Source organism: Pseudoroseicyclus sp. H15 (genome assembly GCF_054353345.1).
Genome location: NZ_JBTHJE010000005.1, coordinates 375,289 through 397,992, shown reverse-complemented (window position 1 = coordinate 397,992; position 22,704 = coordinate 375,289). Strand labels below are relative to the sequence as shown.

Annotated in this window: 22 protein-coding genes and 1 pseudogene; 11 read left to right on the top strand and 12 right to left on the bottom strand. The window is 67.5% G+C overall.

From position 1 onward, the window contains the following. Positions 1 to 7 precede the first annotated feature (7 nt). From ACXN5S_RS12710 to ybgC, 7 genes and pseudogenes are all read right to left on the bottom strand, one after another. Positions 8 to 847 carry a tetratricopeptide repeat protein gene (locus ACXN5S_RS12710; RefSeq protein WP_458605804.1) on the bottom strand — a complete coding sequence of 280 codons (840 nt, stop codon included), beginning with the start codon at positions 845 to 847 and terminating at the stop codon, positions 8 to 10. After that, entirely contained in the window at positions 847 to 1,374 is a 528-nt protein-coding gene (gene pal, locus ACXN5S_RS12705; protein WP_458605803.1) for a peptidoglycan-associated lipoprotein Pal, read from the bottom strand. Before pal ends, ACXN5S_RS12710 begins: the two co-directional genes overlap by 1 nt. An 80-nt stretch (positions 1,375 to 1,454) precedes the next feature. Beyond that, complete coding sequence (gene tolB, locus ACXN5S_RS12700; protein WP_458605802.1) at positions 1,455 to 2,780, bottom strand: Tol-Pal system beta propeller repeat protein TolB; 1,326 nt, start codon at positions 2,778 to 2,780, stop codon at positions 1,455 to 1,457. 380 nt (positions 2,781 to 3,160) lie between these two features. After that, positions 3,161 to 4,432 (bottom strand): hypothetical protein, encoded by a 1,272-nt coding sequence (locus ACXN5S_RS12695; protein WP_458605801.1) that lies wholly within the window; start codon positions 4,430 to 4,432, stop codon positions 3,161 to 3,163. Between the two features lie 98 nt (positions 4,433 to 4,530). Continuing rightward, a pseudogene (locus ACXN5S_RS12690) lies at positions 4,531 to 5,001 on the bottom strand (ExbD/TolR family protein); the annotation flags it as partial. A gap of 1 nt (position 5,002) precedes the next feature. Beyond that, positions 5,003 to 5,677 carry a protein TolQ gene (tolQ, locus tag ACXN5S_RS12685; RefSeq protein ID WP_458605800.1) on the bottom strand — a complete coding sequence of 225 codons (675 nt, stop codon included), beginning with the start codon at positions 5,675 to 5,677 and terminating at the stop codon, positions 5,003 to 5,005. A gap of 119 nt (positions 5,678 to 5,796) precedes the next feature. Continuing rightward, positions 5,797 to 6,195, bottom strand: a complete 399-nt coding sequence (ybgC, locus tag ACXN5S_RS12680) for a tol-pal system-associated acyl-CoA thioesterase (protein ID WP_458605799.1) — start codon at positions 6,193 to 6,195, stop codon at positions 5,797 to 5,799. A gap of 194 nt (positions 6,196 to 6,389) precedes the next feature. Here ybgC and ACXN5S_RS12675 point away from each other — a divergent pair, with 194 nt between their 5' ends. The 10 genes from ACXN5S_RS12675 (at position 6,390) to ACXN5S_RS12630 (ending at position 15,437) form a co-directional block, all read left to right on the top strand. After that, entirely contained in the window at positions 6,390 to 6,665 is a 276-nt protein-coding gene (locus ACXN5S_RS12675) for an STAS domain-containing protein (protein WP_458606050.1), read from the top strand. Positions 6,666 to 6,667: 2 nt separating this feature from the next. Continuing rightward, positions 6,668 to 7,039: a response regulator gene (locus tag ACXN5S_RS12670; protein ID WP_458605798.1), complete on the top strand. Its 372-nt coding sequence runs from the start codon at positions 6,668 to 6,670 to the stop codon at positions 7,037 to 7,039. 1 nt (position 7,040) lies between these two features. Continuing rightward, positions 7,041 to 9,158, top strand: a complete 2,118-nt coding sequence (locus ACXN5S_RS12665) for a chemotaxis protein CheA (protein WP_458605797.1) — start codon at positions 7,041 to 7,043, stop codon at positions 9,156 to 9,158. After that, positions 9,151 to 9,621 (top strand): chemotaxis protein CheW, encoded by a 471-nt coding sequence (locus ACXN5S_RS12660; protein ID WP_458605796.1) that lies wholly within the window; start codon positions 9,151 to 9,153, stop codon positions 9,619 to 9,621. Before ACXN5S_RS12665 ends, ACXN5S_RS12660 begins: the two co-directional genes overlap by 8 nt. A 7-nt stretch (positions 9,622 to 9,628) precedes the next feature. After that, the gene (locus ACXN5S_RS12655) at positions 9,629 to 10,522 is read left to right on the top strand and encodes a CheR family methyltransferase (protein WP_458605795.1); all 894 of its coding nucleotides are present in this window, start codon (positions 9,629 to 9,631) and stop codon (positions 10,520 to 10,522) included. Continuing rightward, positions 10,519 to 10,905, top strand: a complete 387-nt coding sequence (locus tag ACXN5S_RS12650) for a response regulator (protein WP_458605794.1) — start codon at positions 10,519 to 10,521, stop codon at positions 10,903 to 10,905. Before ACXN5S_RS12655 ends, ACXN5S_RS12650 begins: the two co-directional genes overlap by 4 nt. A 3-nt stretch (positions 10,906 to 10,908) precedes the next feature. After that, entirely contained in the window at positions 10,909 to 11,268 is a 360-nt protein-coding gene (locus ACXN5S_RS12645; protein WP_458605793.1) for a hypothetical protein, read from the top strand. Between the two features lie 114 nt (positions 11,269 to 11,382). Continuing rightward, the gene (locus ACXN5S_RS12640) at positions 11,383 to 13,833 is read left to right on the top strand and encodes a methyl-accepting chemotaxis protein (protein WP_458605792.1); all 2,451 of its coding nucleotides are present in this window, start codon (positions 11,383 to 11,385) and stop codon (positions 13,831 to 13,833) included. Between the two features lie 60 nt (positions 13,834 to 13,893). Then, a complete protein-coding gene (locus tag ACXN5S_RS12635) occupies positions 13,894 to 14,898 on the top strand; it encodes a CheB methylesterase domain-containing protein (protein WP_458605791.1) in 1,005 nt (334 codons plus the stop codon). Further along, positions 14,895 to 15,437, top strand: coding sequence for a chemotaxis protein CheD (locus tag ACXN5S_RS12630; protein WP_458605790.1), 543 nt, complete (start codon positions 14,895 to 14,897; stop codon positions 15,435 to 15,437). The genes ACXN5S_RS12635 and ACXN5S_RS12630 overlap by 4 nt, the downstream gene beginning before the upstream one ends. Positions 15,438 to 15,449: 12 nt before the next feature. Here ACXN5S_RS12630 and ruvB read toward each other — a convergent pair whose 3' ends face one another. The 3 genes from ruvB to ruvC are packed head-to-tail and all read right to left on the bottom strand — an operon-like array spanning position 15,450 to position 17,632. Beyond that, on the bottom strand, positions 15,450 to 16,457 hold the full coding sequence (gene ruvB / locus ACXN5S_RS12625; protein WP_458605789.1) for a Holliday junction branch migration DNA helicase RuvB: 1,008 nt from the start codon (positions 16,455 to 16,457) through the stop codon (positions 15,450 to 15,452). Between the two features lie 3 nt (positions 16,458 to 16,460). Beyond that, positions 16,461 to 17,129 carry a Holliday junction branch migration protein RuvA gene (gene ruvA, locus ACXN5S_RS12620; RefSeq protein WP_458605788.1) on the bottom strand — a complete coding sequence of 223 codons (669 nt, stop codon included), beginning with the start codon at positions 17,127 to 17,129 and terminating at the stop codon, positions 16,461 to 16,463. Continuing rightward, entirely contained in the window at positions 17,126 to 17,632 is a 507-nt protein-coding gene (gene ruvC / locus ACXN5S_RS12615) for a crossover junction endodeoxyribonuclease RuvC (protein WP_458605787.1), read from the bottom strand. Before ruvC ends, ruvA begins: the two co-directional genes overlap by 4 nt. Positions 17,633 to 18,274: 642 nt before the next feature. Here ruvC and ACXN5S_RS12610 point away from each other — a divergent pair. Beyond that, on the top strand, positions 18,275 to 18,907 hold the full coding sequence (locus ACXN5S_RS12610) for a hypothetical protein (RefSeq protein WP_458605786.1): 633 nt from the start codon (positions 18,275 to 18,277) through the stop codon (positions 18,905 to 18,907). On the opposite strand, the gene ACXN5S_RS12605 is transcribed toward ACXN5S_RS12610, so the two are convergent. Beyond that, positions 18,889 to 19,698 (bottom strand): DNA adenine methylase, encoded by an 810-nt coding sequence (locus ACXN5S_RS12605; protein ID WP_458606049.1) that lies wholly within the window; start codon positions 19,696 to 19,698, stop codon positions 18,889 to 18,891. The two genes, ACXN5S_RS12610 and ACXN5S_RS12605, sit on opposite strands and share 19 nt — an antisense overlap. A 165-nt stretch (positions 19,699 to 19,863) precedes the next feature. After that, the gene (locus tag ACXN5S_RS12600; protein ID WP_458605785.1) at positions 19,864 to 22,563 is read right to left on the bottom strand and encodes a sialate O-acetylesterase; all 2,700 of its coding nucleotides are present in this window, start codon (positions 22,561 to 22,563) and stop codon (positions 19,864 to 19,866) included. Positions 22,564 to 22,704 lie beyond the last annotated feature (141 nt).

Genomic DNA, 22,704 nt, shown 5'->3' with positions numbered 1-22,704 from the left:
CTGCCTGTCAGGGGCACCCGAACTCGCCGCGCAGCGCAGCCGCGTCGGCCAGGAGCGGCGAGGTGGGAAAGCGCGTCGGCATCTCTGCCAGCGTCACGCAGGCATCGGCCGCCTGCCCCAGCCGTCCGAGCGACCGGCCAAGCCGGAAGAGCGCATCGTCAGCGAATTCGCCCGAAGGCGCGCCGCTGAAGGCGTCGAGATAGGCCCGCGCCGCCGCCTGCATGTCGCCCGTCTGCTCCAACGCATCGCCCCGCTTGTAGAGCGCGGCGGTGGAAAGCGGGCCGCCCGGATAGGTGGTGATGTATTGCTGATAAAGCTCTGCCGCTTCAGCGAAATTGCCGCTGGCGAAGGCCGCCTCGGCCCGGTCGAACGCCTCCTGCTCGCCCACGGCAAGCTCGGGGCCCTGGGCGGGCGGCGCGTTCGGCACCGGCACCTCGGCGGCGCTGTCGATCCCGCCAAGGCTGGGCGTATCGCCGAGGCTGCCGATGTCGCAATTCGGGTCGACATCGCAGACGCGGAATTCGAGGTCGCCGATCCGGTTCGTGCCATCCACCGTGATGCGGTTGATGCGGAACTCCAGCTCCTCCGTCTTCGCGGTCAGGCGCTGCAACTCGGCCTCGATGGCGTTCAGCCGGTCGAGCGGGGTGGCGCCCGCCACCCCGTCGGCCGGCAGACCGGTGGTGTTGAGCTCGCCCTTCAGCCGCTCCACTTCGACATAAAGCGTCGAGAGCTGCTGGCGGATATCCGCCAGCGTCTCGCCATCCTGCGCCTGCGCCGCCAGCGGCGCCGCCATCAGGCTGGCCGCCAGCGCCAGCGGGACCAGCCAGGCCTGGGCCAGCCCGCGCATCAGCTCAGCGCGCCCGCGGCGATCACCGTCACGGCGCGGCGGTTCTGCGAGTAACAGGCCTCGTCGGAGCAAACCGCGACGGGCCGTTCCTTACCGTAGGAGACGGTGCGGAGCCGCGTCGGCGCGATGCCGAGGCTGATCAGATATTCGCGCGCCGCATTGGCCCGGCGGGCGCCGAGGGCGACGTTGTATTCGCGCGTTCCCTGCTCGTCGGCATGGCCCTCGATCACCGCGAGGTACTCGGGATGCGATTGCAGCCACTGGGCCTGGCCGTTGAGCGTGGCCTTGGCAGCATCGGAAAGCGTCGACTGGTCGACGGCGAAGAACACCCGGTCGCCCACGACCTGGTTAAAATACTCGGGGCTGTTGGGGTCGCCCGGGCCGCCAGGCAGCGTGGTCACGCCGCCAGCGCCGGCACCACCGGCGCCCGCCATGCCATCGGCGCCCGCGCCGCCGAAGCGGTCGGGCCGGGTGCAGGCGGACAGGGCCAGCGCCGCCACCATCAGAATTACCGGAATGGTTTTCATCTCATCTCACCTGCTGCTCGTTTCGATCATTGTACCAAGGCGCCGCCCGTCCCGCCAGCGCGACGGCCAGCGCTGAAGCGTCACGGCTGCAACGGCCCCCACGACGGGTCCGAGGCGAAGCCCCCGGTCTGCACCTGCCGCAGGTTGCGGCCCGAGATATCCACCGAGTAGATCGAGGGCCCGCCAGAGGCGCCCTGCGTCTCCCGCGTGAACATCAGCACCCGCCCATTCGGCGCCCAGGTCGGGCTCTCGTCGAGGAAGCTCGCCGTCAGCAGCCGCTCTTCAGAGCCATCAGTGCGCATCACTCCGATATGGAAGCGCCCGGCATTCTGCTTGGTGAAAGCGATCAGGTCGCCCCGCGGGCTCCACACCGGCGAGCCGTAGCGGCCCTCGCCGAAGGAGATGCGCCGCGGCTCACCGCCACCTGCCGGCATGATATAGAGCTGCTGCTGCCCCGAGCGGTCGCTCTCGAAGACGATCTGGCTGCCATCAGGACTGAGGCTGGGCGAGGTTTCGATCGAGGGCGCATTGGTCAGCCGCGTGTGCTGGCCCGAGCCCAGGTCCGTCCGCCAAAGGTCGGTATTCCCGCCCGACGAGATCGAATAGATGATCTGGCTGCCGTCGCGGCTGAAGCGCGGCGTGAAGGCCATCTCGCCCTCCGCTGTCGGCAGTGCCTGCGTGCCGACAGAGGCGACCTGCAGCATGTTGATGCGCGGAAAGCCCGAGGCGTAGCTGGTATAGAGCAGCCGGTCGCCGGTGGGCGAGAAGCGCGGGCTCAGCACGAGGGAGGAGCTGTCGGTGAGGTACTGGATGTTGGCGCCGTCGTAATCCATCACCGCCAGGCGCAGGGCGCGGTTGTCCTTCGGTCCGCTCTCCGAGATGAAGGCGACGCGGCTGTCGAAATAGCCGCCCTCACCGGTGATGCGGCTGTAGACGGCATCGGCCACCTTGTGCCCCATCCGGCGCCAGCCCGAGGTGGTGCCGGTGAATTGCAGCCCGGCGCCGAGCTCGGCGCCGGTGAAGACGTCATACAGGCGAAACTTCACATTCAGATTGCTGCCGTTCACCGAAACAGCGCCGGTGATCAGCGCCTGCGCGTTGATTGCGCGCCAATCGGCATAGGCGACATTGCCGGCGAAGTCGGAGGTCTGGGTGATGTAGGCATCGCGCGGGATCAGCCGGAAGAGGCCTGTCCCGGTCAGATCCTCGGCGGCGAGCTGGGCGATGTCTGCCGCAAGCTGCCCCGCGCCGCCCTCGTCCTGGAACATCGGTACGGCAATCGGGATCGGCTCGATCACGCCTTCGGTGATCTCGATCCGCAGGGGGCCCTGCTGGGCGCTGGCGGGGGCCACCAGCCCCGCGGCCAGAACAAGGCCGAGCATTACGGTCAGAAGTCTCTTGAACATCGCTGAATCGTTCCCTCGTCCACCTGGCGGCCAGTTGCGCCGCTTGCGTGCTGTTAACGCCATTTGGTCCGTCATCCGTTCACATCAACAGGCGGCGGTCTCAGCCAGCCCTGCCAGCGCTGCCTTCCCGCCACACTTCCCGTCTCCCCGGCCCGCCGCAAGCACCGCCCCCGACCCTCTGCCGAGCACGGCCCGCCAAGCCCCCTTGTCTTTGCTCCCGAAAAATCCTCGGGGGGAGTCGCCGGCACGGCGACGGGGGGCAGACAGCCCCCCTCCAACCTCTCCACCAACACCACCCTCCCCAGGCTCGCGCCACACAAGCGCCGGGCGCGCGGGGTGGGAGGGCGAGAGCGTGCCCGGCGCGGGCAGACGGTCGCCTGTCATCGCGTGCGCATGTCATCGGGGTTGAAGGTCATCTCCACCATGCGCCAGCTGTCGTATTTCTCGGCCGGCAGCGGGTAGCCGCCCTCGCCCTGGCAGCGCAGAACGGCGCGGCGCGCGGCTTCGAAGGCGGAGTTGACGGCGTTCGGCGTGCCGCCAGAATTGCCGATCATCACCACCTGGTTGCTCTCCACCCGGCCCTCGCGGGTCAGGCCGAAGGCGACCGTCACGGTCACGCTCGCCGCCTCCGACCCCGGGTCGAGCACCCAGCAGCCCTGTACCGCGACGCGGAACGTATCCTGCTCGCTAGCGGTCAGCGGCTGCGATCCGCCCGCCGCTGCGCCGGTGTCGGCGCCGGCAGAGCCGCTGGTGGCCGCCGCCAGCGCTTCGGCCAGAGCATCTGCCTCGCTGTCGGCGCTGTCGCTGGCGGTCTCGGTCTCCGGCGCTTCGGTTTCGGGCGCGAAGCCGGCGCTGCCGCCGAGGTTGGCGGGGCGCGAGGGCGGCCGCATGGCACTGTCGACGGCGCCGGAGGGCTCTTCTGCCTCGGTGACGATCTCGGGGGCGGCCTCTGGCGGCGCGGTGGCCTCCTGCGGCTCTTCCTCCACCACCTCGGCCGGCGTTTCCGCCTCGGGCTCGACAGCCTCCTGCACCTCGGGCGCCTCGGCGGCCTCCGTCTCCGGCGCCGCTTCGGGCGAGATGCGCTCGGCCGGGCGCGGCTGCGGGCGCAGCGAGACATCGGGCGCCTCGGCCTGCGGCGGCGGGGCGACGACCGTCTGATCCGGTGTGATCTCCGGCTCGGCATCGGGGATTGGCGGCAGCACGGGCAAGTCGCTCGGGGCAGGCTCCGGCTCCGGCTCGGGGGCCGGCTGGGGCTGCGGCTCAGGCTCCGGGTCGGGCTGCGGGGGCAGATCGGGGATGTCCTGCGGCGGCGGGGTCACCTCTGCCGGCGCCTCGGGGGCTTCGGGCGGCGGTGCCTCGTCGACCGGCGCCTCAGGCTGCGGCTCGGGCTCGGCGGTTTCCACCGGCTCTTCGGCCTCAGGCTGGGCCGGAGGCGCCTCTTCCTCGACCGCCGGCGGTTCGGGCGCGGGCGGCAGATCGGCCTGGGCCTGCGGCGTGGTCGCGGCGACGATGGCCGCGTAATCGGCGGCCGAGACCATCGAGACCTCGGCGACCTCGAAATCCATCGGCTCGTGATCCAGCCCCCATCCGGCCAAGAGCCAGACGATCAGGGCGGCATGGCCGGCGCCTGAGAGATATCCGCCGACGCTCATGCCCGGCCTTACCCGTCCGAGCCGTCCAGCGCGGCTCCTGAACCCGGCACGACATCGGCCGGCACGGCCGCGCCGCTGCCTGCCCCCGCCCCCAGGCCGCCAGGCTCGCCGCCCAGCGTCGGCCCGCCGGTATCGGTCACGAGGCCGATGTTGGTAAAGCCGCCGGCATTGAGCGCGCCCATGATCTCGGCGACGCGCGCCCAGGCATTGGCGCCGTCAGCGCGCAGGAAGATGCGGTTCGACGTGCGCTCCGCCGCGATGGCGGCGAGGCGGGGGATCAGCTCCTCCGCCGGCACCTCAGTCGTCTGGATCAGCACCTCGCCATCAGCGGTGATCGTCACCGTCAGGGGCTCTTCCTGATCGCTCGGCAGGGCGCCCGCCGCCGTCTCCGGCAGCTCCACCGGCACGCCCACGGTCATCAGGGGCGCCGCCACCATGAAGATGATCAGCAGCACCAGCATGACGTCGACGAAGGGCGTGACGTTGATCTCGGCCATTGGCACGGCGCGGCCGCGCCTGCGCCGCCGCCCGCCTCCGCCCTCGGCCTTCTTCTGAACTCCGGCGCCCATGTCAGCTGTCCAGCTGGCGCGAGAGGATCGTGGCGAATTCGTCGGCGAAGGCCTCGTAGCCGGCGATGATCCGGTCGGCGTCGCCCGAAAGCTTGTTGTAGAAGATGACCGCCGGGATGGCGGCGAGCAGGCCCAGCCCGGTGGCCAGCAGCGCCTCGGAGATGCCGGGCGCCACGACGGCGAGGTTGGTATTCTGCGCCTCGGCGATCTCGATGAAGGCGTTCATGATGCCCCAGACCGTGCCGAAGAGGCCGATGAACGGCGCGGTGGAGCCCACCGTGGCCAGCACCGGCAGGCCGCGCTGCAGGCTCGCCGCCTCCTTGGCGATGGCGACATCCATGCTGCGGTCGATCCGCGCCTGGGCGCCGGCGATGAGCCCGCCATCCTGACGGTGGCTGCGCCGCCATTCCAGCATGCCGGCCACGAAGATCTTCTGGCTCTGCCCCGCGGGATTGGTGCCGATCTGATCGAAGAGCCCGTCGAGCGGCTCCCCCGACCAGAAGGATTCGTCGAAGACCTGCGCCTCGCGCCGGGCGCGGCGGTACTGCACCAGCTTGTCGATGATCACCGCCCAGCACCAGACTGACGCGGCCACCAGCAAAACCATCACCAGTTTGACGATGAGGGTCGCGCGGGCGAACAGCGCCCACATCGTGTAATCGGTGGCGATATCCATGCTCTGCTCTTTCTGCCTCGGCCGTCTGTTGGGCCGTTTGGCGGTGATTCTAGCGCAGGCGCGCGGGGAAATCCAACGTTGCCACGGTCACAGGCGCGTTTTTGCTGTGCTTCGCTCCGTCAGTTCGTCTTAGCTGCCGCCGCCTCGCGCAGCGCGGCCGGCAGCCGGGCCGGTGCGCCCGCCGGGCCGATGGCCACGATGGTGACGGTGGCGGCGAAAAGCAGCGCCTCGCCGCGGCGCACCTCCTGTCGCAGAACGGCGCGGGCGCCCCGCGCCTCCAGCGGCTCGGTGGTAACCTCCAGCACGTCGTCGTAGCGCGCAGGGATCAGGTAATCGGCCTCGATATGGCGCACCGCGAAGACGATGCCCTCCGCCTTCAGCGCCAGCTGGTCGATGCCCAGCGCCCGCACCCATTCCGAGCGGGCCCGCTCGATATAGCGCAGATAGTTGGCGTAATAGACGATGCCGCCGAGATCGACGTCTTCGTAATAGACGCGCGTGGTGAAGTGGTGGGCCATGCCGCCATCCTCGCGCCTCGGGCCGGGAATGGAAAGGCGCGCGACGCCCCGCGGCCCGGCAGATTTGTCGCCCTCGCTCCGCTGCCAAGAACCATTTCTTAAATCACCGACCCTATGCGGGATGTCAGCGCAAGCGGGGTGTCGTCCCGGGCGCTCACTCGATGCGGCAGCCGGGAGAATGCGACGTGACCGACATGGGCCAGACCCACCGGATGGAACCTCAGCGCGCCCAAAGCGGGGCCGACCCCTTGTACAGCTTCCTGAAGGAGGCGTCGGGCGGCAGCGCGGTGATCGACATGTCCGATGTGGGCCTGTGCGATTCGCAACGCCTGCAGATGCTGGTCAGCGCCAGCCGCCAGTGGCGTGCCGCGGGCGCATCGCTGCGTCTCAGGGGGGCCGGCGACGCCTTCATGCAGGGGCTGACGCTGTCGGGCCTCGACCCGGCGGAATTCGATTTTGAGGACAATTGAGCATGACCAAGGTTCTGGCGATCGATGACTCGCGGACGATCCGCAATCTCCTGCGCATGTCGCTCGAGAATGCGGGCTTCGAATATCACTGCGCCGAGGATGGGCGCCTCGGCGTCGATGCCTTCCCCAATGTGCGCCCCGACGTGGTGATCACCGACATCAACATGCCCAATCTCGACGGCTACGGCGTCATCGACGAGCTGCGCCGCGGGCCAAATGCCACGAAGGTGCCGATCATCGTGCTGACAACGGAAAGCTCCGACGAGCTGAAGGCCCGCGCCCGCGCCGCCGGCGCCACGGGGTGGATCGTCAAACCCTTCGACGATGCCTCGCTCATCTCGGTGCTCAAGCGCCTTACTGGGCACGCGGCATAAGATGGCTGCGCAACCCTCCATCCGCGATACCTTCTTCGAGGAATGCGAAGAGCTCCTCGAAGCCATGGTGGAAGGCCTCGGCATCATCGACGAGGGCTCCTACGATTCAGAGACGGTGAACGCCGTCTTCCGCGCGGTGCATTCCATCAAGGGCGGCGCGGGCGCCTTCGGCCTGACCGATCTGGTCTCCTTCGCGCATACGTTCGAGACGGTGTTCGACGAGGTCCGCTCCGAGCGGCTGCCCGTTACGCCCGAACTCGTGGCGATCCTCTTCCGCGCGGGCGACCAGCTCGCAACCCTGGTCGAGGCCGCCCGCGACGAGACTCAGATCGACCCTGTCCCGCGCGACGCCACGCTAAAAGAGCTGCAGAGCTATCTCGACGAGCCGGACGAGCCTGCGGGCGCCACCGCCGCGCCGGGCGAACCTCCGGGCGGCTTCCAGCCCATGACGCTCGATTTCTCGGCCCTCGCCCTCGCGCCGGCCGCGGTGCAGCGCAGCTTCGAGATTCGCTTCCAGCCCGACCGCGCGCTGATCGCCAATGGCCATGAGCCGATGCTGCTCATCAGCGCCCTGGCCGAGCTGGGCGACCTGCAAGTCACGGCCCAGGCCGACGAGCTGCCCGCCTTCGACGAGCTCGACCCCGAAGAATGCTACCTCAAGTGGTCGATGCAGCTGCAGACAGAGTCGGATCGCGCCGCGGTGGAGAAGATCTTCGAATTCGTCGAAGGTCTCTGCACGCTGGAGATCACCGAGGCAGGCGCTGAAGAGGCCGCCTCCGCCCCCAGCTTGCCCCCCCTGCCGTCACCGAGCGCGTCGCCCAGCGCCCCGGCTCCCGAAGCCCCGCCTCCGCCCGCTGCCCGCAGCCGCGAAGACGAGAGCAAGAAGGCCTCGGCCCAGAACCGCGCCACCCTGCGGGTGGAACTCGACCGGGTCGACCGGCTTATCAACACGGTCGGCGAACTCATCATCAACCAGGCGATGCTCAGCCAGCGCATCGCCGAGCTCGATCTGCCCAAGGGCGCCGATGTCGAGGTCGAGCTGGAGGATTACAAACTCCTCGCCCGCGAGATCCAGGAAGGCGTCATGGCGATCCGCGCCCAGCCGGTGAAGCCGCTCTTCCAGCGCATGGCCCGCATCGTCCGCGAAGCCTCCGCCGCCACTGGCAAATCGGCCCGTCTCGTCACCGTGGGCGAGGGCACCGAGGTGGACAAGACGGTCATCGAGCGGTTGTCCGACCCGCTGACCCACATGATCCGCAACTCGATCGACCACGGCCTCGAACGGCCCGAGAAGCGGCGCGAGGTGGGGAAAGACCCGGAGGGCGAGGTCCGCCTGTCGGCCTCGCAGCGCTCCGGCTCGATCTTCATCGAGATTGCAGATGATGGGGCAGGTCTCAACCGGCCCAAGATCCTCGAGATCGCCATCGCCAAGGGGTTGGTGCCGCAGGGCGCCGAACTCTCCGATGCCGAGATCGACAACTTGATCTTCGCCGCCGGCTTCTCCACCGCCACCGAGGTGTCGAACCTCTCGGGCCGAGGTGTGGGCATGGATGTGGTGCGCAACGCCATCCAGGCGCTCGGCGGCCGCGTTTCCATCACGTCGGAATCCGGCAAGGGCACCACGCTCACCATCATCCTGCCGCTCACGCTGGCGGTGATGGACGGCATGGTCGTCTCGGTGCAGGGGCAGACGATGGTCGTTCCCATCGCCTCGGTGCTGGAGACGATCCGTCCGACGGAGAGCGACACCCATAAGGTGGGCGCCGATGAAGAGGTCCTCTCGATCCGCGGTTCCTATGTGCCGATCATCGACGTTGCTAGCAGCCTCGGCATGCACGGCCAGTCGCGCCCGCTCACCAACTCGGTGCTGATCCTGGTTGAAACCGAGCAGCGCGGCCAATGCGCCCTCGCGCTCGATGCCATCCACGATCAGCGCCAGGTCGTGATCAAAAGCCTCGACCGCTCGTTCGGTGACATTCCCGGCGTCTCTGCCGCCACCATCCTCGGCGATGGCAAGATCGCCCTGATCATAGACCCGGACGGCGTCGCCCAGATCGCCGGCCGCCGCAACGAAGGCGGCGTCTCCCACATGCAAGCCATGGAGTTTTTCGATGAGTGAAGATTCGGCGAAGGCGATCTCCGGCAAGGAGCTGAAGTTCGTCACGTTCACGGTGGCTGGGCAGAACTACTGCCTCGACATCCAGCAGATCCGCGAGATCCGCCGCTGGCAGCCCGTCACCCCCCTGCCCCATGCCTCAAACGGCGTGCTGGGGGTGATGAACCTGCGCGGCGCGGTCATCCCGATCTATGACATGGCCTCTCGCCTCGGCCTCGGCCGCACCGACCCCAGCGAGCGCAATGTCGTGATCGTCGTCGCGATGGATGACAACCTCTTCGGTCTGCTCGCCGAGACCGTGCAGGAAATCCTCTCCGTCACCGAGGATCAGCTGCTGCCGACGCCCGATGTGAAGTCGGAAGCCACGCGCGAAGCGATCCAGGGCGTGATCTCGCTGGCCGATGACATGACGCGCATCCTCGATCTGCGGTTCATCACCGGCACCTTCTCGCGCGCAGTCGCCTGAGCCCGCCATGACCCACGCCGCGCCCGTGCAGCCCCCTCCAGCGGGGCGGGAATTCGTTTTGACGGATGCCGATTTCTCGGCAATCGCAAATCTGGCCTATCAGCATTTCGGCCTTCATCTGACGGCATCGAAACGCAGCCTTGTCTATTCCCGCCTGGCGCGGCGCCTGCGCGAATACAGGCTGCAGGATTTCGCCGCCTATGTCGCGATGCTGCACGGCCCGGAATGGGAGGATGAGCGGCTGAACTTTCTCACCGCCCTCACCACCAATACGACGCATTTCTTCCGAGAGGCCCATCATTTCACACGATTGGAGAAGGAAATCCTGCCGAAACTGGTCGAACGCGCCCGCAAGCGGGGCCGGGTTCGCCTGTGGTCGGCCGCCAGCTCTTCGGGGCAGGAGCCTTATTCCATGGCGATGAGCGTGCTGCGCGCCTGCCCTGAAGCGGGCAAGCTCGATATCAAGATCCTCGCCACGGATATCGACCCGGTCATCATCGCCAAGGCCAAGGCCGCCACCTACGTGGCCGAGGAATGGGAATCGATGCCGGCCGACATGCGCGCCGAATGCAGCCAACCCCGCCCGGGGCAATACCAGCTCAGCGCACGCGTCACCGGCCTTGTCACGTTCGGTGTGCTCAACCTGATGGACGATCTGCCCTTCCGGGGCCCGTTCGATGCGATCTTCTGCCGGAATGTCGCGATCTATTTCGACAAGCCGACGCAGGCCAAGGTCTGGTCGAAACTCACCAGCGTTCTCGCGCCGGGGGGTGAATTGTTCATCGGCCATTCCGAGCGTCTCTCGGGCGAGGTGAGCAATTGTTATGAAAACTCTGGCATCACCTCCTACAGGCGGCGCGCCGGGGCGGCGGAGCCGAAGCCAAGGAGCTTGAACACATGAGCCTCAAGGACTCGCTCAGAATCATGGTGGTCGACGATATGTCGACGAGCCGGGCGATCATTACCAACACGCTGGATGAGCTGGGGATCGTGCACAACTACGCCGAGAATGACGGCCAGGTCGCGCTCAGCAAGCTGGCGGCCAACCCCGTGCATCTCGTGCTGTCGGATTACAACATGCCGAAGATGGACGGGCTGCAGCTTCTGCAGGCCCTGCGCCAGAACCGCATGACGGCGCAGATCGGCTTCATCCTCGTCACGGGCCGCGCCACGCCAGAAATCGTGCAGACCGGCCAGCAGCTCGGCCTCAACAACCTGATCGAAAAGCCCTTCACCACGCCGCAGATGAAAGCCTGCATCGAACGCGTCGTGGGGCCTCTCTAGGCGATGGAGGATCATGTCCACCCCCTGCGCGAGATCCTCGGCAATGTCGCGAACGAGTTGCAGCGTGCAGACAGCGAGCTGCGCGACCTTGAGGAGATCGTCATCGACGCGCTGGCCAGGCGCAGCTCTGCCGGCGCCGACGATCTGGAGACGCTGCAAAGCTTCGACACGCTGTCGCAATGCCTTCTCGCGGTCGCCGGCTTTCTGCGCTCTGCCATGAACGGCCTGCCGGAGGATTACTGCATCGACGCCGCCGCCGCCTTCGGCGGGGTGCCGCTGCACGCCCTCGCCGCTCGCCTGGCCGGTGAGGCGCAATCGAGGGGCCCCGCCGTTCAGGCCGCGGAGGCCATCGAGCTGTTCTGACGTCCGGCTCGCCGGACAGGCGCCAGAAGCGCCGACACTGGAAAATAGCCGCCCTCACAGGCGGGGCCTGCGAACCGCGCGTTCGAGCCGGGCATCGGTGAAGGATCGAAGATGATGAAGAACACGAAAATTGCCGTGAAGATCCCCCTGGCGATCGGCGCCTTCACCCTGGCGTTGATGACCCTCTTCTGCGCCGTCTGCTATATGACCCTGCGCTCGGCGGCGATCGACGTCACCAGCGAGACCATGAAGACCATCGTCGAGCAACGCCGCGTTGACATCGAGAACTGGCTGGAGGCGATGGAGACCGACCTCATGGTTCTGGCCAGCAGCCCCTCGACGGCGGCAGCGATAGAGCGGTTCGGCAATGCCTTCCAAACCCTTGGTGAGACGGCAGAAGACTCGCTGCAGCGCGACTACATCACCGAGAATGTCTATGAGGCGGGCGAACGGCAGAACATGCTGCGGGGCGAGGCCCCGACGGCCTACAATCTCAACCATGCCGCCTTCCACCCTGGCCTGCGCTCAGAGCTGGATGGTCGGGGGTTCTACGACATCTTTCTGCTGAACACGGTCGGCGACGTCATCTATTCCGTCGCCAAAGAGCCGGACTTCGCCACGAATATCGAGACCGGCCCCTATGCCGACAGCGGCCTCGGCGAGGTTTTTCGAGCTGCCATGAGCGGCGAGGCCGAGCGCGCATACTTCGCCGATTTCGCCAGATACGCGCCGAGCAACGATGAGGCGGCGGCCTTTCTCGCCACCCAGGTTCGCGCGGCTGACGGCTCGCTCATCGGTGTCATCGCCATTCAGCTCTCGATCTCCGAGATCAACACCATGATCGGCGATCCACTTGGTCGCCCCGAAGGTGTGAGGCTGGCCTTGATCGGCGAAGACCTCACCTTCCGCAACAGCGACGCAGAGGGCGATTTCAACCTGCTCGAGCCCCTGCCTGCCGACAACGAGGTCAGCGGCGTGATCCGGGCTGCCAGTTCGGAGGGTGAAGGCAAGGTTGAGGCAGGCCTGACCGGGCTGCATCACGACGAGGTCCTCACCTATGCGGCACGTCTTGAATTCAAGGGTGTGGACTGGGTCGTCATGGCCGAGCAAGAGCAGGCGATGGCTCTGGCCACCGTTGCCCGCCTGCGCAATCTCTTCATTGCGGCGACAGCCGGGGTGAGCCTGCTGATCTGCGCAATCATCTATGGCGGGGTGATCTATATCACCCGCGGCATGACGCGGGTGCGGGAGGCCATGTCCTCCATAAGCGAGGGCAATTACCGCACGCAGGTGGAAGGTGCTGACCGGGGCGACGAGATCGGCGAGATCGCCCGCGAACTGGTCGATTTCCGCGACCGGCTCGCCCAGGCCGACGAGGTGCGCGAGCACAGCGCCAAGCGCGAGGCCGAGCAGGCGGCGGTTGTCGCCGCCCTCTCCGAAGGTCTCGTCGGCCTTGCTGCGGGGGATCTGACGGCCAGCATCGACAGCCCCTTCTCTGCCGAATACGAGGCCCTGCGCGAGAATTTCAACCGCACGCTGGCCAACCTCGCCTCTGTGATCGACCAGGTGGTCGAGACGGCGGGGTCGATCAACCAGGGCGCGGTCGAGATCAGCCAGGCGTCCGACGACCTGTCGTCGCGCACCGAAACGCAGGCCGCCACGCTGGAAGAAACGGCGACCGCCCTCGACGAGCTCACCACCTCTGTCGTGGCCGCAGCCGACAACGCCAAGTCGGTGGAGCATGTCGTGGGCGAAGCGACGGACGAAGCGCGCCAATCTCGCGAGATCGTGCAGAGCGCCGTCTCGGCGATGACCGCCATCGAGACCTCGTCCGAGCAGATCAGCCAGATCATCGGCGTGATTGACGATATCGCCTTCCAGACCAACCTGCTCGCCCTCAACGCCGGCGTCGAGGCGGCCAGGGCCGGCGAGGCGGGCAAGGGCTTCGCCGTAGTTGCCAGCGAAGTGCGGGCTCTGGCCCAGCGCAGCTCCGACGCCGCGAGGGAGATTAAGGATCTGATCTCGGGCTCGACGGTGCAGGTGGAAACCGGGGTGAAGCTTGTCGGCAAGACAGGGGAGGCTCTGGCTTCCATTGCTGAACGGGTGGCCAATATCTCCAAGCTTATCAGCCAGATCGCCTCTGGCGCCGTCGAGCAGTCAACGGGCCTGGGCGAGATCAATACCGGCGTCGGCCAGCTCGATCAGGTCACACAGCAGAATGCCGCGATGGTCGAGCAGTCCACCGCAGCCAGCCACATCCTGAAGCAGGATGCGCAGAACCTGAGCGGGCTGGTGCAGCGCTTCGTCACCCGCCGCGGCAGCGCCGACCTGTGGCACAGCGATGCAGACGCCTTCGCCGAGGAGGCTGGGTCGCCCCCTGCGACCGACAGGTGGGATATGCAGGCGCCCGAGCGCGCCGACCCTCCGTCGGAGGATCCCGACGAGGCGCCCCGCGGCCCGCGTGAGCTGACTGGCCATAGCGCGCAGGCCGAAATCAAGCCGTTGCCCATCGAGGCCGCCATCGCCGGCACCAACGATCAGGCTGGCATCTGGCAGAGTTTTTGACCTCGGGTGGGGGCCGCCCGCGGCCCTCCCCTTCCATGAACTCCGGCATCGCGGGGCGATATGTCACCTGTTCACATCATCATCGCCAGCCCCGACAGGGCCAGGCGCGCGCGGCTCTCCCAGCTGCTGGAGGGCCAGATCGAGGCCAAGATCAGCGAGGGCCACACGCTGCGCGACACGTTCAACCTGACGGAAGAGATTGAGCCCGCGCTCGTCATTGTCGACGACGCACTCGCCATTCTGCCGGAATTTCGCGCGCTGCAGATGCTGTTCACTGCCATCGACACGCGCTGGCTGACGCTATGCTCGCATCGGGGCGCGGGCCGGTCTGTGGTCGCCGGCAGCGCCTCCGGGCTGTTCTGCCTGGATATCGACGAGTCGCCGCGCCGCGTGCTCGAACAGGTGCGCGCAGTCATCCGCAACCCGAAGCATGTCGCGAGCGTCAAGTCGCCGCTGCCGGCGGCCGGCGCACAATGGGGGAAGCTCGCGCTGATCGGCTCGTCGACCGGCGGTATCGAAGCGCTGATCCGCATTCTGGCCGGCTACCCGGCGAATTGCCCGCCCACCGCCATCGTGCAGCATACCGGCCAGGGCTTCGGCCAGAGCCTGACAAAGCTGCTGGCCCGCAATTGTGCCGCCGAGGTGTGCCCCGCCGAGCCGGGGCTTGAGATGCGGCCCGGCCGCGTGATCATCGCCGCCGGCACGCCCAAACATCTGGAACTTGCATCAGGCGGCGCACCCACGCTGCGCTTCAGCCACGACGCGCCGGTCAGCGGGCACTGCCCTTCGGTCGACGCGCTGTTCCACTCCGCCGTGCCCAAGGCGCGCAAGGTCGTCGGCGTGCTGCTGACCGGCATGGGCTCTGACGGCGCGCAGGGCCTGCTGGCGCTGCGGCGCGCCGGCGCCATGACGCTGGCGCAGGACGAGGCCTCGTCTGTCGTCTACGGCATGCCGCGGGTGGCGTTCGAGCGCGGCGCCGTCTGCCAGCAGGTGCCGATCACCGGCATCGCCGCGGCCATCCTCAAATCAGCCGCCGCCTCACCAGCACGGGGAGCAAACGCATGAGCCACATTGCAACTGGCGGCAAAGCCGTCACAATTTTCCAGGGCGAGTTCCATGTGTCAGACGACCCCGCCGTCGTCATCAACACGCTGCTCGGGTCCTGCATCGCCGTCTGCCTGCATGAGCCGCAGCGGCGCATCGGCGGCATGAACCATTTTCTGCTGCCTGAAAGCCAGGGCGCCGGCTCGTCCAGCGACGTCAAGCAGGGCACCCATGCGATGGAGCTGCTGATCAACGAGATGATCAAGAAGGGTGCCATGCGCAGCAAGCTGACGGCCAAGGTGTTCGGCGCCGGGCGCATCACCCAGCGCTTCTCCTATGTCAGCGATTCCAACATCGCCTTCATCCGCAGTTTTCTGGCGGCGGAGGGCATTCAGTGCCTGGCCGAGAGCGTCGGCGGCGATTCCGCCCGGCGCATCCGGTTCGAGCCCTGGGCCGGCGAGGCGCGGCAGATGCTCGTGCCCCGCGGCGATGCGAAGGAAGAGCTGCGCCCAGTCCGCCCCGCGCCGCCGCCCGCCGCCAATCCGGTGGAGCTGTTTTGAGGCGGTCTGCAGCTAGAGGTCGAGCGCGGCCTGTCCCGGTGGCTCCAGCCCGAGGTGTCGCCAGGCCGCCATGGCCAGCGCCCGGCCGCGCGGCGTGCGCTGGATCAGGCCCTGCTGCAGCAGGAAGGGCTCGATGACCTCTTCGATGGCGTCACGGCTTTCCGACAGCGCGGCAGAGAGCGTCTCTACCCCTACCGGGCCGCCGGCATAGCTTTCGGCGATCAGGCGCAGATAGCGCCGGTCTGCCCCGTCGAGGCCCAGCGCATCGACGCCGAGGCGGGTGAGCGCATTGTCGGCCACGGCCCGGGTGATGCTGCCATCGCCCTCGACCAGGGCGAAATCGGCGACGCGGCGCAGCAGGCGCCCGGCGATACGCGGAGTGCCACGGGCGCGGGCGGCGATCTCTCGCGCGCCAGCCTCTTCCGTCGGCGTGTTCATCAGGCGGGCGGCGCGGCTGACGATCTGGTAGAGTTCGTCCACCCCGTAGAAGTTCAGCCGCGTCGGGATGCCGAAGCGGTCGCGCAGCGGCGTCGTCAGCAGGCCGAGCCTCGTGGTGGCGCCGACCAGCGTGAATGGCGGCAGGTCGATGCGCACGGTGCGCGCCGCCGGCCCTTCGCCGATCACCAGATCGAGCGCGAAATCCTCAAGCGCGGGGTAAAGCACCTCTTCGACGACCGGGTTCATCCGGTGGATTTCGTCGATGAAGAGCACATCGCGCGGCTCCAGATTGGTGAGGATCGCGGCGAGATCGCCGGCCCGCGCCAGCACGGGGCCGGACGTCATGCGAAAGCCCACGCCAAGCTCGCGCGCCACGATCTGCGCCAGCGTCGTCTTGCCCAGGCCGGGCGGGCCGTGGAACAGCGTATGGTCCATCGCCTGGCCGCGCCGCCGGGCGCTTTCGATGAAGACCGAGAGGTTGGCGCGGGCTTCGGCCTGGCCGATGAAATCGGCCAGCCGCTCGGGCCGGAGGGCACGGTCTTCGTCTTCTGGCTGCGCCTCGGCGCTGATCGCGCGGTCCATCCCTTACCTCCCGGGCGCCAGAAGCTTCAACGCCGCGCGCACCAGCGCGCCGGTGTCGGCCTCGGGGCTGGCGCCCGCCGCCTGCGCCACGGCACCCGCCGCCTCGCCGGGGGCGTAGCCCAGATTGCCCAGCGCCGACAGGGCCTCGGCCGAGGCGGAGGCTTGCGGCGCGCCGCCCTCGGGCGCCGCCGGGGCGGGCGCTGCGACCGGTTCGCCCTCGTCCTCCAGCAGTACCGGCGCGCTTGCCGCCTGCTGCGCCAGAGCCATCACCGTGGCCGCCTTGTCCTTCAGCTCCGCCGTCACGCGCTGCGCCAGCTTGGGGCCGACGCCCTTGGCCTTCGCCACCGCCGACCAGTCGCCGAGCGCGATGGCGCGGCCCAAAGCCTCTGGCCCCAGCGCGCCGAGGATCGCCATCGAGGCCTTCGCGCCGACGCCCTGAACGGAGGTCAGGTGGCGGTGCCATTCCTTCTCCATCAGGCTCTGAAAGCCGAAGAGCTGCAGCAGATCCTCGCGCACCAGCAGCTCTGTCCACAGCGCCGCGGCCTGCCCCACCGGCGGCAGCGAAGACAGCGCCCGCTCGGAGACATGCACCACATAGCCCACGCCGCGCACGTCGATCATCACGTGATCGGCGCCGCGATGCACGATCACACCAGCCAGCCGCCCGATCATCCGCCCGCCCTCGCGAGAGCCGCGGCCAGCGCGCCGCGCGATTGCAGGTGATGGGCGTGGCAGATGGCGACGGCCAGCGCGTCGGCCGCGTCGGGCCCGGCGAGCACGGCGCCCGGCAGATGCAGGCGAACCATATGTTCGACCTGGCGTTTCTCGGCGCGGCCGGTGCCGACGATGGCCTTCTTCACGGCGGTGGCGGCGTATTCGCCGACCTCCAGCCCGGCCTGCGCCGGCACGAGCAGGGCGATACCGCGCGCCTGACCAAGCTTCAAAGTGCCGACACCGTCGCGGTTCACAAAGGTCTCCTCCACCGCCGCCGCATCGGGCGCATGCTCGGCGAGGATGTCTGTCAGCTGGCGGTGCAGCGCCAGCAGCCGCAGCGCCAGCGCCCCCTCGCCCGACCGGCAGACGCCATTGGCGACGTGGCGGATCTTCGATCCCTCCACGTCGATCACGCCCCAGCCGAGCATCCTCAGCCCTGGATCAAGGCCCAATACCCGCATCTGCTTGCCCCGCTGCTCTCGCCTGTGCCTGGCCGGTTCCCGGCCTTTGGCCCATGGCTAGCACAAAAGGCGAACACGCGCCAAGCTTAGAGCTGCCCGGCGGCCCAGGTGCCAAAGGCAAGTGTAGCGTAGCAGCAAAATTTGCAGTGTATTACAGTGAAAGTTGCAGCAGCGCGGCTTGCCTATCGAAGCGGCCCTTGGGAGTGCGTTCACTGGCTGCACGAGGTTTCAGCCTCAGTCCAAGGATGCCTGCTCGCACGATCCGATGTAGCTTAGATCTGAAGCGCAAAGAATCGTGCGAGGGACGGCTTTGAAAAACACATCTCGCGGCCGCGGTTCCCATCTTCAGCCGATAAGTACTGGAGGTCTGAGTTAGTGTCTAAGGGATGGAGCGCGACGTTCGCACTTGGCTTGATCGTCGGAGGAGCACTCGCTGTATTCTCCCTCGTTGGTTTGGTTGGCCTCAACTACTGCCCTAACGACCCCTGCCGATACGGCAACGGAGAAAACAGCGATCCATACGACTACGCATACTGGGTGCCTCTAGCTGCGGGCCCTAACACCACTGCAGTTGTTGGTCCGGATGATGCTGAGAGCAGTCCTGATTACTATTCTCGCCAAGACCTCCGAGCTCAGGAGTCAATGGCGCGGGCTACCAACGCCATGGTCTATCTGGCACTATCCTCTTTCGTACTAAGCGTAATTGGTACAGCTCTGCTCCTCTGTACACTCTGGCAGAACGCAATGGTCAATAAAGCTGCTCTCGAGGCCAATCGCCTCATGAGACTTGGGCAGCGACCCTACCTGAGCTTTGGTGGCGTTCAGCTCAGATACATCGTTGCTACGCCCGATCCTTCCGGAGAAGACCCAGAGTTCGAGTTTAGCATCAGCATCAGGGTCAAGAACGTCGGGAAGCTCCCGGCGTTCGGCAACCCGCCCTCCGTGACTTTCGAGGGCGAAACCTATCTGAGTTCAATGGAGGATGGCTCGCAGTTCGGCTTGCCCCCTAACCAAGAAGATACGATCGTTGTGACGATCCCTGTCGCCTCCCTCCCTCCGCCGAAGCTTCTTCTTGAAGCTGAATATGAGTGGCATGGCTCCGAAGAGAACGAGGCAGGACGGACGATTGCCGCCTACCGGCTGAGGCCCACTACCGGAACCGGCGGTGCGACCGATGACGAGTGGATAGAAGCGACCATCCAGGACGGGGTGTTTGTGAACGACGCCGAACTGCCATCATTGGCCTTTTTTGCTGTCTACCAAGACTTCACTTGAGCTTGGTTTTTGAAGAACATCAATTCCCGCCGCCCGGTCTGCGCGCCACCCTGCACCGAATACGTCGTCTCCACCTCCTCGAGCTCGAACCCGGCGAAGCACTCCCGCACCTCCGGGCGATCGTTGATCGATAGGATGAAGCGGCCTTGAAGGCCCCTTAAAGCCCCCGCCAAACGCTCGTAATCGGCCCGCTCGAAGACGCCGGGGCCATAGTCGCTCTCGCCGCCCCAGTAGGGCGGGTCGAGGTAGAAGAGCGTCCCCGGCCCGTCGTAGCGACCGAGGAACGCCTCCCAGGGCAGGCACTCGATGACGACGCCGGCGAGGCGGCAATGCAGGTCCTCGAGCATGGGCTCCAGCGTGGAGAGGTTGAAGCGCGCCGTGCGGTCCTTCGAGACGCCGAAGTTGCGGCCGGAGATCTTCCCGCCGAAGGCGGTGCGCTGGAGATAGAGGAAGCGGGCGGCGCGCTCGAGGTCGGTCAGGGTCGCCGGATCGGTCGCCACCAGGCGCTCGAACTCCACCCGCGTCGTCAGCCCGAAGCGCAGCACTTCCAGGAACTGCGGATAGTGTCGCTGCAGGATGCGGAAGAGCGTGGCGATGTCTCGGCTGATGTCGTTGATCACCTCCGCCTTCGGCCGGGCGCGCCGGCGCAGGAACACGCCGCCCATACCCACGAACGGCTCGGCGTATAGCGTGTGCGGGATCGCCTCGATCCGGTCGCAGATGCGCCTGGCGAGGTTCTTCTTGCCGCCGAGGTACGGGGCAACGGGGCGGGCCGGGTCCACCGGCTGCATTTGGGGGCTATCGCCCATGGTCAGAATCGCTCCATGATCGCCGTCCTCGCGCGAGGGAGGGGGCGGCCTCAAGCTAAGCTAGGTCGGCGGGGAGGTTCGAAATCGCCCCGTGTCGAGGGGCGTTACAGCGCCCCTTGGCCCCCCCGAGGAGGGCGTGGCCTGAGATCAGAGCCCGTAGATCGTGGCCAGCTGATTGCCGGCCCATGTGCCGAAGGTCACGTTGCTGTCGGCATCGAAATGGAGCCCGTCGAAGAGCGTCAGTGCGCTGTTTTCGCGGTAGTAGACGTTGGCGTCGGCTGCCGCGATCGCCAGCATGTCGGCCTCGATGTCGGCGTCGTATTGCGAGCTGGCATGGCTGATCGTGCCGGAGATCACCGGCAGGTTCGGCACCCCGGTGAACTCGCGCACCTTGGCGAAGACGGCCTCCGTATCCGCGCGGAAGGTCGCCTTGCCAGACGCGGCGGATGCCTCGCCCTGGTGGTGAAAGAGCGCCGCCACTTCCACTTCGATCCCGCGGGCAGCGCACCAGGCGACGAGCGCTGCGTAGCGCTGCTCCAGGAGCTGCAGGAGCTTCGGGGTGCCGGCGGGGATCGCGTCGTAATCGGCATTCCAGGAGCCACGGGAATTGGCGGCCGTATCGACACGGGTGCCGCCTTCGGTGACGCGGCAGACGACGACGTTGCCGATGCCCTCGTCGAGGATCACCTTGTTGGCGACCTCAGCGAAGCTGAAGCAGCCCGCGGCGCCGGAGGTGGCGCCGGAGGTGGCGCCGGAGGTGATGAAACTCGCCCCACTGCCCTCTGGCCCGACCGGGTTGAGCCAGTAGGCGCCCTCGATCCTGCCCCCCGTCCAGGTGGCCAGCCCTTCGATGACGCCATCCTGCAGCCACGCCGGACCGTCGCCGATCACGGCGCGGCCGTCGGCGTTGGACTGCCCAGAGACGAGGATGACGTAGATCTTCCGCGGGGGCCGATAGCGGGCGAGGTTTAGGAAGTAGCTCGTCACCCGGTCGCGGACGGAGGCGGACACGGCCTGCTGCGCCACCCCTATCCCGTAGAGCCGCATTTTCTGCGGCGAGTTGACGACGTCCGTCCCGTCGATGCGGGCCCCGATTGCAAGGGCCCAGTCGACGTCACCGGTGCCGGCGCTGACGGCGGCGAGATCGCCCTCGCGGCCGAAGCTCCCGGTGCCGGCGCCACGGTCGACGCTCAGCACCGCGACCTTGTCGTGGGCGCCGGCGTCCATGACGTTGCCGGCATTGCCGCCCACGCGCAGGAAGTCGCCGGCTACGTTGGCCACCAGGCCGGTCGTGTCGGCCGTGAGGGGCCCGGCGTTCCAGACATAGCCGGCGGTGACGTCGAGCGGGCGGTAGGAGGCCCAGACGGCGCCGTCGAATGTGTCGAGGCCGATGCCGTAGATGTTGGCTTCGAGCGCATCGTCGATGCCGTCGAACTCTAGCCAGTGGAGGCTGCCATCCGTCCGGTAGGTCGGCCGGCGGGCGGTATCGGCGGTGGCGAAGCGCAGCCGGGTGTCGGCGCTGACCGCGACATTCTCGAAGTCGATCGTGCCGCTCGCCGAGAGGACCGAGAGGTGCAGGTAGACCGTCTCGTCGGCATCGGGCGTGTAGTCGAGTTCGAGTTCGCCCGAGGCGCCTGCCGCCAGCGACTGCGAGAGGATCAGCGCCGAGCTGTAGGCCGCGCCCTCCCGAAGAACGAGGCCGGCCGCGGCGGAGACGCCGGCAACCCAGGTGGCATCGGCCCGGAAGATGTAGCGGACGCCCTTAGTCAGGTTGAACGCCTGCTGGATCGAGGAGGTGGCGGAGGTGCGCGCGATCCGCGCCTTGCCGCCAGTGGCGCTCGCCGAGCCGTTGGCCACGGTCCAGCCCGTGAGGCTGGAGGCGAACGTCGCGTTGGCGACGGCCACGGCCGAGATGGCACCGCCGCCGACCTTCGCATAGGCCACCGCCACGGGGTCGCCGTCATCCTCGACAGGCACCGTCTCGGCCGCATCCTGGAAGAGCAGCGACGTGTCGTCGAAGACGAACACCGCAACCGGCAGCTCCGGCTGCCAGTTGCTGAGGATCGCCCGCGCCGAAGTTGTGGAGAGCAGCCGCTCGCCGATGTCGTGCCAGCCGGGCGGGACGTTGTCGAAAGCCGGGATCAGCACCTCCTGACCACGGAAGAAGGAGGGCGGCGGCAGCCAGCCTTCCTTGATCCGCCCGGCCCCGTCGGCGCGGGGCACCTTGGCGGCGGCAGGTTCAACGGTGAGTTCGTCGAATATCGCCTCGAAACTAGTCTGCAGCTCGGAGACAGCCGCCTCCCGTGCGCTGGCCTCGGCGCTGACGGCAGCCAGCAAGGGAGCGAGATCGCTCATCAGAACCGAGCTGATCGGGTCCGTTCCGAGCGTGAAGCTGCCCGCGTCCGCCACCACAAGCCCAAACGTCTTGCCCGAATAGGTGCCCTCCTCCACGTAGAACGTGGAGCCGGGGATCTCGGCGGCGCTGTTGGCATCGAAGACGCGGGTCCACGGGCCGCCGTAGTTGACGTTCCAAGCGCCGTATTCCGCCGCATCCGAGCGGCCGCTGCGCAGCAGGACGCGGGCATTGTCGGGAACGTCGATGCCATCGATGACGCCCGGATCGCCCGAGAGCGCCCCCGAATAGGTCAGCGTCGAAACGAGCACTGAGGCCCGAGGGTGGGTGCCCGCCGAGAAGCTGCTGATGAGGCTCTGGATGGCGGAACTGGCCGCGATCTGGGAGGCGAGATTGGCGATGGTGGCGACCGCAGTGCCATTGGCGCCGTTGCCCAGAACGCTCTGGAGCGGGGCCTCTGGCAGGTCTGTGCTTGTAAGTCCGTTGTCCGCCACGCGCTCTGCCCCCGGCCCGGTGTCATCAGGCGCAATTTGGGCGAAAGCGCCCGGCACAAGACACCCTCACCGGGGTGTGGGGGATGGCTGGCGGGAGACGGGGGATGGCTCCAGATCAGCACAGATCGCCGCCCCTCGTCA